The sequence below is a fragment of the Bradyrhizobium sp. 164 genome (assembly GCF_023073715.1).
Lineage (GTDB): Bacteria > Pseudomonadota > Alphaproteobacteria > Rhizobiales > Xanthobacteraceae > Bradyrhizobium.
In genome coordinates, this window is the sequence record NZ_JADPKA010000018.1 from 262212 (window position 1) to 273477 (window position 11266).

The window sequence follows — 11266 nt, forward strand, 5'->3', positions numbered from 1 at the left end:
TCCGGCTCGAAAACCACCCCCACCAACAAGACAGCGAGACCCCATTTGGCGCCCATCCAATACATCGTCGAGGGCGGTCACCGGCTCTCGGGCTCGATCGAGCCGTCCGGGAACAAGAACTCGGCGCTGCCGATCATTGCGGCCGCGCTGCTCACCGAACAACCGGTGACGCTTCAGAACGTGCCGCGGATCCGCGACACCGAGACACTGGTCGAGCTGGTCCGCTCGGTCGGCGCCGCGGCGGAGTGGACCGAGCGCAATACGCTGCACATCCACGCCAAGAGCATCCGTGCCGCCGATCTCGACCCGGAGCTGTGCGTGCGCATCCGCGCCTCGATCCTGCTCGCAGGTCCGCTGCTCGCCCGCTGCGGCGAAGTGATGCTGCCGCCGCCCGGCGGTGATGTCATCGGCCGGCGCCGGCTCGACACCCATGTGCTGGCGCTGGAACAGCTCGGTGCCAAGGTGACCGCAACCGACCGGCTCGAATTCCGCGCGCCAAAGCTCGCCGGTGCGGACGTATTTTTGGACGAGCCGAGCGTCACCGCGACCGAGAACGCGTTGGTCGCGGCGGTCGCCGCCGGCGGCGTCACCTATTTGCGTAATGCCGCGTCCGAGCCGCATGTGCAGGACCTCGCCAACTTCCTGGTCGCGCTCGGCGCAAAGATCGAGGGCATTGGCACCAATACCATGGTCGTGCACGGTCAGGCCACGCTGGGCGGTGCGACCTACAGGATCCAGCCCGACCATATCGAGGTCGGCTCGCTCATCGGGCTTGCGGCGGTGACGCGCTCGCCCTTACGCATCACCCGCGCCGGCGTCGAGCATCTGCGCTCGATCCGGATGGGGTTTGAGCGGCTCGGCATCCTCTGCCGCGTCGAGGGCGACGACCTCATCGTGCCCTCGAACCAGACGCTGAAGATCCAGGACGATTTCGGCGGCCACGTGCCCAAGCTGGAGGACCAGCCCTGGCCGGCCTTCCCGGCCGATCTAATGTCGATCGCGATCGTCACCGCCACGCAATGCGAGGGCGTGATCCTGATGTTCGAGAAGATGTTCGAATCGCGGATGTTCTTCGTCGACAAGCTGATCGCGATGGGCGCGCGCATCGTGCTGTGCGATCCGCACCGCGCCATCATCGCCGGTCCTAGCCGCCTGCGCGGCGCATCGATGATCTCGCCCGACATCCGCGCTGGCATGGCCATGCTGCTCGCGGCCGTCTGCGCTGAGGGCACCTCCACCATCAACAACGCCGACCAGATCGAGCGCGGCTACGAGCGCATCGAGGAACGCCTGAACGCGCTGGGCGCGAAGATCAAGCGCGTGCCGGAACGGAAGGGGTGAGTTTTTTCTTCCCTTCTCCCCTTGTGGGAGAAGGTGGCGCGAAGCGCCGGATGAGGGGTTCTATCCGCGAACTAAGCTCTGATTTGAATTCGCGGAGAGAACCCCTCACCGTCTCGCCGCTATCGCGGCGAGCCACCCTCTCCCACAAGGGGAGAGGGGAAAAACGCAGGCCATGTTTTCGACGTGTGGCTGTGCTAAGGACCGGCCATGCTCGACACCGTCCATCATTCGCAGCCGCAAGCCGGCGTGCCGTCAAATCATCTCGCCGTGGAATTCGCCGAGACGCTGCGGTTGGCTGTTCCGCTGATGCTGACCCAGCTCGGGCAGATCGCGATGATCACGACCGATCTCGCGATGATCGGCCGGCTTGGCGAGGACGCCGTGGCCGCGGCGGCGCTCGCGCATACGGTTTATTTCGTCAGCTTCACCTTCGGGCTCGGATTGATGTCGGCGGTGTCGCCGCTCGCCGCGCAGGCGTTTGGCGCCGGCGACGTCAGGCTGATACGCCGCTCCTTGCGCGTCGGGCTGTGGGCCGCGCTGCTGATCTCGCTGCCGATGATGGCCTCGCCGCTTTATGGCGAGCACATCCTGCTCGCGCTCGGGCAAGCGCCGGACTCGGCCGCGCTGGCGCAGCGCTACCTCAACGGATTGGCCTGGGGCATTGCGCCGGCGCTCGGCTTCATCGCGCTGCGCAGCATGATGAGCGCGGTGAACCGGCCGCAGGCGCCGCTGTGGATCACGCTCGCCGCGATCCCCGCCAATGCCGCACTGGTCTATGTCCTGATCCACGGTCTGTTCGGCCTGCCGAAGCTCGGCCTGTTCGGCGCGGGGCTTGCGACCACGCTGGTCAATCTCGGCACCTTCCTCGCCGCGCTCGCCATTGCCGCATGGCGAAAACCGTTCGCGAACTATCAACCGCTCGCCCGACTGTGGCGGATCGACTGGCCCTTGATGCGCCAGCTCATCGCGATCGGCGCGCCGATCTCGTTCGCGCTGCTGATGGAATACGGCCTGTTCTCCTCGGCGGCGCTGCTGATGGGGCTGATCTCGACCACCGCGCTCGCCGCGCATCAGATCGCGCTCCAGGTCACCGCCGTGCTGTTCATGGTGCCGCTCGGCATCGGCATGGCCGCCACCGTACGGGTCGGCCACGCGTTCGGTCGCAACGAGCCGGCCGCAGTGAAACGCGCAGGGCTGGTCGCGGCCGTGCTCGGAATCGTCCTGATCTCCGCGCTGACGGTCGCCATCATCCTCGGCCGCTACCAGCTCGGACGGCTGTTCTTCGGCAGCAGCGAGGCAAGCGCGGCAACCGTCGAACTGACGGCGACACTGCTGGTGGTCGGCGCGACCTTCTTCATCGCCGACGGCCTCCAGACCATCATGGGCGGCGCGCTGCGCGGCATCAACGACACCAAGATGACGCTGCTGTTCGCGGTGATCGGCTATTGGTGCGTCGCCTTCCCGATCGCCTGGCTGCTGGCTTTCAACGCCGCCCTTGGCGCAGTCGGCGTCTGGATCGGTTTCTCGGTCGGGACCTTCGTCTACGCCGGTCTCCTGATCTTGCGCTTCCGCACGCTGACGCGCAGATTGGCGGAATGATCGGGACCGTCCGCGAAGTCACCCCCAATGTCGATGCCGGCACGCTGCTAGCAGGCGCGCAGTTCGTCGACGCGTTTCGCGTCGAGATCGGCGCTGCGACCGTGAATGCCCGTGAGGCCTGCATGCGGATGGTGCTGCACGGGCCGCGCTGGATCGATGTGCTGATTCGCCTGCGCAACATCCTGGTGACGCCGTTCGGGCTGAAAACATCCGGCGAAGGCGCACCGGCACCGCACGGGATGATCGGCCTTTTTCCGGTGCTGAGCGAAACACCGGAGCGGCTGATCGCTGGCTTCAACGATCATCATCTCGACTTCCGTATCGTGGTCGATGTTGCCTGCGATGCCGACGGCCGGTGGGTAACATCCACAACGCTGGTGCGGACGCATAATCTCCTGGGCAGGACCTATCTCGGCCTCATCATGCCCTTTCACAAGCTCGTGGTCCGCAGCATGATGGGACGGATCGTGACGCGCTAGCTTCACTCCGCCAACCGCGCCGGCTTGTCGGCCGCCGCTTCCGACCATTCGCCGACGACGCGATCGAGGTCGCAGAGGTTCTGGTGCATCTGCTCCAGCGAGAACCCGAGCGCGAAGAAGCGCTCGGCGGTGTCGCTGGGCTGGCCGCGGATCAGACCGTCGTGACGAACGGCGGCGACGGCCTCGGCGTAGTGCTGGAGCGCGACGTGAACGGGATGGATCGGCGGCGCACCGGCGCCCTCCCGCAAGGCTGCGGCGGCCGAGCGCAGGAAACGCGCGATCACCGTCGAGACCTCCGTCAGCGGGGCTGCGAGCCGCGTCTGCACTTCGGCTGGCAGCGGCACCACGGTGGCGCGGCCGATCATCACGACGTCATGCCGTAACCGCAGGATGGTTCGCAGCAAGGGACCGGTGTCCGGCCCGCTCGACAGGCGCGCGGCGCGCTCTCGCTCGGCTTCGGCGCCAATCGCGTTGAGGCTGACCATGGCAGCGCCGATGCCGTCCTGGATCCGGTGCAGCGCATCGTTGTCGCGCCCGCGCGTGAGGCCCGCGAGCAGCTCGGTAAAGGCATCGGCGATCAGCTCGAGCAGTTTTGCTGCGCTGGCGCGGATCTGCCGCACCGCGCGCGACGGCAGCAGCAGAAACGAAACGAGCAGCCCCGTGATGGCGCCGACCGCGACCTCGCTGACGCGATCGATCGCCGAGGTCATGGGATCGGAGTGATGCATGGTCGGAACCAGAAGCACGATCACGGCCGTGACCGTCGCGGCGCTGAGGCTCGGATTGATCGCGGCGATGAAGGCGAGCGGGGCGACCGAGAGCACCAGAAGCCCCAACAGGCCCGCTTCGCTGGAGTACGGGATCAGCATCGCGATGGCGCCGCCATAGATGGCGCCGCCGATGGTACCGAGCATGTAGTCGCGCGTCGCCTTCAGCGAGCGGCCGACGCTCATCTGGGTCACGATCAGCGAGGTCAGCACTGCCCAGAGCGGCAAGAGCAGATGCAGCGCGGTGGCGATGGCATAGGCCGCGACGGCCGCCACGGTGACCCGGATCGCCAGCCCCAGTTGCGTCCGTCGCGCCCGGATCTGGTCGAACAGCTCTCTTACGCGTGTCATCGTCAACGTCCCGGTCAGATCCTCTTGAGCCAGGCAAAAGCATGGCTGATGCCCGCCCCGGCATGGCCGCTTGAAAGGCGAAATCAGCCCGCCTAACTTGCCGGCCAAAACGAGGAAACACGATGGCCCACGAAACCGCAACGCTCGCCGCTTATGTCTTCAATCTGAAATACCAGGATATTCCGGCGGAGGTGCTGGATCGCGCCAAAGTGCTGACGCTGGATTTCCTCGGCAGCGCCATCCGCGCCCGCAACGAGGCGGAATCGACCCCGTCGATGCTGAAGACGCTAGAAGCCCTCGCGCTCGACACCAAGGGCGAGGCCACCGTATTCGGCGACAGCAAGACCTGGACGCCAGCGGTGGCGGCCCTGCTCAACGGCGCGTTGGGACATTCGCTCGATTTCGACGACACCCACGCCGATTCCTCGCTGCATCCGAGCGCTCCGGTGGTGCCGGCCGCCTTCGCGGTCGGCGAGATGGTCGGCGCGTCGGGCCGCGACGTGCTGACGGCGATCGTCGCGGGCTATGAGGTCTGCTGCCGGCTCGGCAATGCGCTCGATTCGACCTCGCATTATGCGCGCGGCTTCCATCCGACTGCGACCGCCGGCACCTATGGTGCGGCCGCGGCCGCCGCAAAACTGTTCGGCCTCTCCGAGCAACAGATCATCGCCGCCTTCGGCGTCTCGGGCAGCCAGGCCGCCGGATCGCTGCAATTCCTGGTCAACGGCGCCTGGAACAAGCGCTACCAGGTCGGCGCCGCCGCAATGAACGGCGTCATCGCCGCGACACTGGCGCGCAACGATTTCGTCGGCGCGACGGAATCGGTCGAGGGCAGGCACGGCCTGCTCGCCGGCTACACTGACGACGCGCATCCGGGCAAGGCGGTCGCCGAGCTCGGCAAGAGCTACGAGACCATGAAGATCGGCGTCAAACCCTATCCGAGCTGCCGCTACACCCATGCCGCGATCGACGCGCTGATCGCGATGCGGCGCGAGCACAATCTGACGCCGGACCAGGTCAAGCGCGTCGAGATCGGCCTGCATCGCAACGGCATCACGCTGACCGGCGATGCCGCCACCAAGCGGCATCCGACCTCGATCGTCGGCGGTCAGTTCTCGATGTTCTTCACCGGCGCGCTCGCGCTGGACCAGGGCTCATTTGGTTGGGACGACTACAGCCGCCTGGGCGATGCCGCCATCGACGCGCTCGCCGACAGGTTCGACGTCGTGCAGGACGACCGGCTCGAAATCGGCCGCACCCATCCGTTCGGCGCCCGCGTCAGCATCACGACGGACGATGGCGTGCATGAGCGACTGTATGCCGACCCGTCGGGCGAACCGAATTCGTTTCCCGACACGCAGGCGATGCAGCAGAAGTTTTTGACGCTGGCGCGGCCCGTGCTGAACGCACGGGCGGAGAAGTTTGCGGATGCGATCATGACGCTGGAGCGGTTCGACCGGGTGGCGAAGGCGACCGAGCTGGGGAGGTCGTAAGCTCTCGCCACACGAACGCTGCACCCTCTCCCCTTGTGGGAGAGGGTGGCTCGCCGCGACGGCGGCGAGACGGGTGAGGGGTCTGCCTCCGCAAACTCTTCAGCAGTTGAACTCGCGGATGCAGACCCCTCATCCGGCGCTTCGCGCCACCTTCTCCCACAAGGGGAGAAGGAAGAAAAGGCGGCACTTCGCTCTGCTTTCATCAATTCATCCCGGCTACCTTCCCTTCTCGCGCGTTGCGTCCACCACGTCGCGCACGAGGTCGAACACGCGATCCGCTTCTGGCGGCCAGTTCGGCGAACGTCCGAGCCGCACGATGACCAGCCGCTCCGAGGGGATCACGATGGTGTACTGCCCAATCGTGCCCTTGGCGAAAAAAGGCATCGCGCGGCCAGCCGCGCTCGATGCGAAACTTCGCGCCGAAACTGTCGCCCAGGTTGGTCCAGAAGCCGGCGCCGATGCCGACCCAGGCCTTCGGCGTGGGCGAGGACGAATAGCTCACCCAGCCCTCGGGCAGGATGCGCTGGCCGCCGGCGATGCCGTCATTGAGATAGAACTGGCCGAAGCGCGCCCAGTCCCGCGCCGATGCCAGCATCTCGCTCGAGCCCTCGATTGTACCGGCACCGTCGAGCTGGAGCGTGACATGGCGCATGCCGAGCGGGACGAACAATTCGCGGCGCGCGAAGCGCAGTGCATCTGCGGGAGTTCCACCGGCCGCGTTGCGGATCAGATGCGAGAGCAGCATGGTGTTGCCGTCGTGATAATTCCACGCCGCGCCCGGCGTGGTTGCCAGCGGCATCCTCGCGGCATAGGCCGCCATGTCGCCTTCGACGAACTTCATGCGGTTGACCGGCTCGAAGGCGGAGCCGAGCGAGGCCTGCAACGAACTGCCGAGCGCGAGCCCTGCGGTGTGGCGCAGCAATTGATCCACGCTGATGGCATGGCGCGGATCATCCGGATCGTTCCAGGCGACGACCGGCGCAGGTCCGTCGAGCTTCAGCTTGCCCTGGCGCACCAGTACGCCCGTGAGCGCCGATATCACCGATTTGGTCATGGAGAAGCCGAGCAGCGGCGTCTCCGGTCCGATACCGTCGGCGTAACGCTCGGCGATGACGCGGCCCGCTTTCACCACGACGACCGCCCGGGTGCGGCGATAGGGCGGCTGCGCCGGCTCGGCAAAGGCGCGGTCGAGCGCGGCAGCAACCTCGGGACTTTGCGGCGGCACGATCGCGGGGCCGGCGATCTCTGGAAGCAGCGCGGGCTGCCTGTCGTCCAGCGGCGGCATGACTTCGGCGAGCGGCTCGCCATGCGCGAGCGTGCAGCCGAGCCCCTCGCGATAGACGGCATGGCTGCGGCCGAGGCCAAACAGTGTCACCGTAACGTCCTTGCGCACGCGATCGATCCGGTAGTCCATCGCCCAGCTGATCAGGCCGGTCCCGGGCATCGCATCGTTGGTTTCGGTGAAGGTGCGCCGCGGATCGAGGTCGGAGACGAAGGTCTCAGAGCACAGGATGCCGGCGACAAAGCCGGTGGCGACCTTCGGCACGTCGCGGGCGCGCGCAGCACCGAGCGCGAGGCCGGCACAGGCGATGGTGGTGAGGAGGACGATGTTGTGGCGGCAGGTCACGGGCTGTCTCCGGCTTGGGGGCGTGTGCCGGAGACGAAGCAGGAGGCGTGGGAGGACTGCTCGCCGGATTTGGAAAACGACCTCGCCGGAATTGCGCATGGGCTGGCCGATTTTGAAATAAGTGAGCTATTTCAGAATTATAGGGAATGCTGCGGCAACGGCGCTCAGTCCCCTCGCCCTGCTTGCGGGGAGAGGCGAAGAGCCCATCACGCCGGGCTGGCCTTGAGCCGCCGATATTCCGTCGGGGTCACGCCGGTCACCGCCTTGAAGGCGCGGTTGAAGGGACCGAGTGACTGGAAGCCGGCATCCATGGCGATGGTGATGACGGGGACCTCGGCCTGGGCGGGATCGGCGAGCGCGGCCTTGGCTTCCTCGATCCGATGATTATTCAGGAATACATTGAAGTTGCGATAGCCGAGCCGCTGGTTGATCAGCCGGCGCAGCCGGTATTCGGGAATTTTCAGCCGGTTCGCCAGCGCGCCGATTGTGACGTTCTCCTGGCGATAGATCCGCTCGTCCGCCATCAGCCGCATCAGGGCATCGATGAGCTTCTGGTCGGAGGCTTGCTCTGCCGCTGGGGATTGGCTCAAAATAATCGGCCGCGCTGTTTCAGCGGCAAGAGGAAACAGGCCGGCGCCATCGACGCGCATCATCGCATAGGCGATGGCCGCAACGATGCAGGCGAGCACGCCCGCATTGACCGTGTCGGCGATATCGCCAACCTCCGTGCCGGCCACGCCAATCTGGAGCAGCGCGTTCACCCCGCCATAGAGCGCGGCCGCGCAGACGATAAAGACGCGAACGCGGCGACGGCGCTCGACCAGATCGGTCGACCACGAATTGATCGTCTGCACCACCGCGAGCGCAATGAAACCGAGCACGATCAGATTGACAATGGTGACGGCGAGCCGAACGCTTCCGCCCGCTACGATCCAGAGACAGTTAGCGAAGCTGAACGCGGTCACCAGTCCCCAGATCAATCCGTGCCACCAGCGCAGGCGAAACTCGTCGTCGAACAGCGCGCGCGTGAACAGCCAGAACACCACGATGTTGCCCGTCGACAATGCAATCAGCGGCGCATGCGAGGCCGGCGCCAGCGACGACACGCCGACCGAATAGCTCGCCGCATGCGCGGCCGATCCAAGCGCGAAGGCCGCGCCAAGCCGGGCCGCGAGGACGTTGCGGAAATCCGCGACGAGCGAGGCCCCAAGCACAAGCAGCAGCGCCACGGACGCGGCGCAAAAGGCTAGTTCTGTTGCGGTAAATGTCATCGGCGATGCGACGGTCGCGGTTGAAATCAGGCGAACATCTTTCGTCAGGCATATTTTTTCAAGGACCATTCGCACCACAATTGTCATCGGCCGGCTTGCCGTCTTCGCTCCAGCTTCGCCGGCCGAGCATTGCTGTGGGCCCGGCGCAGCGTTGCGGAGACGGGACCGGGCGATCCTGTACTCCGAGACGGTTGCGATTCAACCGAAAGGCTGCAGCGCACTGGATGCCCCGCCTTCGCGGGGCATGACAGCAGGCTCTGACGCGACGGCGATGCGAAATCGTGCTACGATCGCGCCGAAGAAAGTCAAAAGGAGCCCACCCATGAGCTGGCAACCCTCCAATGATCCCGTGCTCGGCGATCCCATGTCCTGCGATGCGCTCGATCTCGTCATCGTGCCGCGCACGCGCGATCTCGGCGACGGATTCGCGGTGCGGCGCGCATTGCCGCATGGCAAGCGGCAGATGGTCGGGCCCTTCATCTTCTTCGATCATTTTGGGCCGGTGCAGTTCGTCTCCGGCAAGGGCATGGACGTGCGGCCGCATCCGCACATCGGGCTTGCCACCGTCACCTATCTGTTCGACGGCGCGATCATGCATCGCGACAGCGAAGGCAATGTCCAGGAGATCGCGCCTGGCGCGATGAACCTCATGACCGCAGGGCGCGGCATCGCCCATTCCGAGCGCACGCCCGACGCGCAGCGCGCCTCGGGTCAGAAGATGCTCGGCTTGCAAAGCTGGATCGCACTGCCGGCCGGATCTGAAGAGATCGCGCCGTCATTCCAGCACTATGCCGCCGGCGACCTGCCGATGGTCTCCGAGCGCGACTTCACCGCGCGGGTGATCGCGGGCTCCTCATTCGGCATCGCCTCGCCTGTTACGATGGTGTCGCCCTGGTTCTACACCGAGGTCACGGCGGCAGCGGGCGCGAGCGTGCCGCTCGATCCCGATCACGAGGAACGCGCGATCTACGTGGTCGACGGCGAGGTCGAGATCGCGAACGAGCGCTACGAGGGGCCGCGGCTCTTAATCTTCCGCCCCGGCGACCGCATTACGGTGAAGGCCCTGAAGGCCACGCGGATGATGTTTCTGGGCGGCGATGCACTGGAGGGCCCGCGCCATATCTGGTGGAATTTCGTCTCCTCCAGCAAGGAGCGGATCGAGCAGGCCAAGCAGGACTGGAAAACCGGCCGCTTCGCCGCAGTTCCGCAGGAACATGAGTTCATTCCGCTGCCGGAATAGGCTATCCCGGTTTCCGGCCGCGCTGTCAGCCGCGGCCGGATTCCTTGTGCGAAGGCTTTGCCGATGACCACCATGCTCTCAAGCGACCTGCCGCTCCCCAAGATCGGACGCGGCAAGGTGCGCGACATCTACGCCGTCGACGACGACCGTCTGCTGCTCGTCACCACCGACCGCATCAGCGCCTTCGACGTCGTGATGGGCGAGACCATCCCGATGAAGGGCGCGGTGCTGACTCAAATCAGCGCGTTCTGGTTCAACGAATTGGAGGGCGTGGTGCCGCATCACATGATCAGCGCCGACACCGACGCGATCATCTCGGCCGTGCCGGCCTTGATGCCCCACCGCGCCGAGATTCTCGGTCGCGCCATGCTGTGCAAGCGCACCACCGTGTTCCCGATCGAATGCGTGATCCGCGGTTATCTCTCGGGCTCGGCCTGGAAGGAATATGCCACGAGCGGCACGCTGGCCGGCGAGAAGCTGAAGACGGGGCTCGTCGAGAGCGAGAAGCTGGAGCCTGCCATCTTCAGCCCGGCAACCAAGGCCGAGAGCGGCCATGACGAGAACATCACCATCGCGAGGATGCGCGCGGTGGTCGGCGACGAGGTTGCCTACACGCTGGAGAGCATGACGCGCGCGATCTACACGCTCGGCGAGGAGCTGGCCCGCGAGCAGGGCATCATCATCGCCGACACCAAGTTCGAGTTCGGCCGCGACAAGGACGGCCGCATCATCCTGATCGACGAAGTCATGACGCCGGATTCCTCGCGCTTCTGGGCGCTCGATACCTACAAGCCCGGCCAGCCGCAGGCGAGCTTCGACAAGCAACCCTTGCGCGACTATCTCGACGTCGAGCGCCGCGCCGGCCGCTGGAACGGCGACGCCCCACCGCCCCCGCTGCCGGCGAGCGTGGTGGAGGCGACCAGCAAGCGATATCTGGAAGCGTATCGGCGCGTGACGGGGAAAGAGCTGAAGATTTAGGCGGGACTGTTACCGCAGCTCCGTCATTGCTGTGCATGTTCACTAATTCGCTGATTGGATCGCTCCAGCGGAGGACGATCCGATGCGCGACAACAGCTATGACCGGACGATTGAGCGCAA

At 65.9% G+C, this 11266-nt stretch carries 8 protein-coding genes and 1 pseudogene; 6 read left to right on the forward strand and 3 right to left on the reverse strand.

The features are described from left to right. Positions 1-45 precede the first annotated feature (45 nt). From murA to IVB01_RS07370, 3 genes are all read left to right on the forward strand, one after another. On the forward strand, positions 46-1341 hold the full coding sequence (murA, locus tag IVB01_RS07360) for a UDP-N-acetylglucosamine 1-carboxyvinyltransferase (RefSeq protein WP_247282035.1): 1296 nt from the start codon (positions 46-48) through the stop codon (positions 1339-1341). A gap of 207 nt (positions 1342-1548) precedes the next feature. Then, entirely contained in the window at positions 1549-2940 is a 1392-nt protein-coding gene (locus IVB01_RS07365; protein WP_247282036.1) for an MATE family efflux transporter, read from the forward strand. Beyond that, positions 2937-3419 carry a DUF2867 domain-containing protein gene (locus IVB01_RS07370; protein ID WP_247282037.1) on the forward strand — a complete coding sequence of 161 codons (483 nt, stop codon included), beginning with the start codon at positions 2937-2939 and terminating at the stop codon, positions 3417-3419. The genes IVB01_RS07365 and IVB01_RS07370 overlap by 4 nt, the downstream gene beginning before the upstream one ends. Positions 3420-3421: 2 nt before the next feature. Here IVB01_RS07370 and IVB01_RS07375 read toward each other — a convergent pair whose 3' ends face one another. After that, positions 3422-4537, reverse strand: a complete 1116-nt coding sequence (locus IVB01_RS07375) for an FUSC family protein (RefSeq protein ID WP_247494330.1) — start codon at positions 4535-4537, stop codon at positions 3422-3424. Positions 4538-4659: 122 nt separating this feature from the next. Here IVB01_RS07375 and IVB01_RS07380 point away from each other — a divergent pair, with 122 nt between their 5' ends. After that, complete coding sequence (locus IVB01_RS07380; RefSeq protein ID WP_247282039.1) at positions 4660-6030, forward strand: MmgE/PrpD family protein; 1371 nt, start codon at positions 4660-4662, stop codon at positions 6028-6030. A 216-nt stretch (positions 6031-6246) separates the two neighbouring features. Here IVB01_RS07380 and IVB01_RS07385 read toward each other — a convergent pair. Both IVB01_RS07385 and IVB01_RS07390 read right to left on the reverse strand, forming a co-directional pair. Then, a pseudogene (locus IVB01_RS07385) lies at positions 6247-7657 on the reverse strand (serine hydrolase). 206 nt (positions 7658-7863) lie between these two features. Then, positions 7864-8928 carry a helix-turn-helix domain-containing protein gene (locus IVB01_RS07390; protein ID WP_247282040.1) on the reverse strand — a complete coding sequence of 355 codons (1065 nt, stop codon included), beginning with the start codon at positions 8926-8928 and terminating at the stop codon, positions 7864-7866. A gap of 322 nt (positions 8929-9250) precedes the next feature. Here IVB01_RS07390 and IVB01_RS07395 point away from each other — a divergent pair, with 322 nt between their 5' ends. Further along, a complete protein-coding gene (locus IVB01_RS07395; protein ID WP_247282041.1) occupies positions 9251-10168 on the forward strand; it encodes a pirin family protein in 918 nt (305 codons plus the stop codon). Between the two features lie 63 nt (positions 10169-10231). After that, positions 10232-11146 (forward strand): phosphoribosylaminoimidazolesuccinocarboxamide synthase, encoded by a 915-nt coding sequence (locus tag IVB01_RS07400; RefSeq protein WP_247282042.1) that lies wholly within the window; start codon positions 10232-10234, stop codon positions 11144-11146. The last annotated feature ends 120 nt before the right edge of the window (positions 11147-11266 follow it).

Excerpts from the sequence above, each read along its gene's own strand:
- IVB01_RS07365 (WP_247282036.1), top strand. The coding sequence starts at position 1,549 with ATGCTCGACACCGTCCATCATTCGCAGCCGCAAGCCGGCGTGCCGTCA.
- IVB01_RS07370 (WP_247282037.1), top strand. The coding sequence starts at position 2,937 with ATGATCGGGACCGTCCGCGAAGTCACCCCCAATGTCGATGCCGGCACG.
- IVB01_RS07390 (WP_247282040.1), bottom strand. The coding sequence starts at position 8,928 with ATGACATTTACCGCAACAGAACTAGCCTTTTGCGCCGCGTCCGTGGCG.
- IVB01_RS07395 (WP_247282041.1), top strand. The coding sequence starts at position 9,251 with ATGAGCTGGCAACCCTCCAATGATCCCGTGCTCGGCGATCCCATGTCC.
- IVB01_RS07375 (WP_247494330.1), bottom strand. The coding sequence starts at position 4,537 with ATGACACGCGTAAGAGAGCTGTTCGACCAGATCCGGGCGCGACGGACG.
- IVB01_RS07400 (WP_247282042.1), top strand. The coding sequence starts at position 10,232 with ATGACCACCATGCTCTCAAGCGACCTGCCGCTCCCCAAGATCGGACGC.
- IVB01_RS07380 (WP_247282039.1), top strand. The coding sequence starts at position 4,660 with ATGGCCCACGAAACCGCAACGCTCGCCGCTTATGTCTTCAATCTGAAA.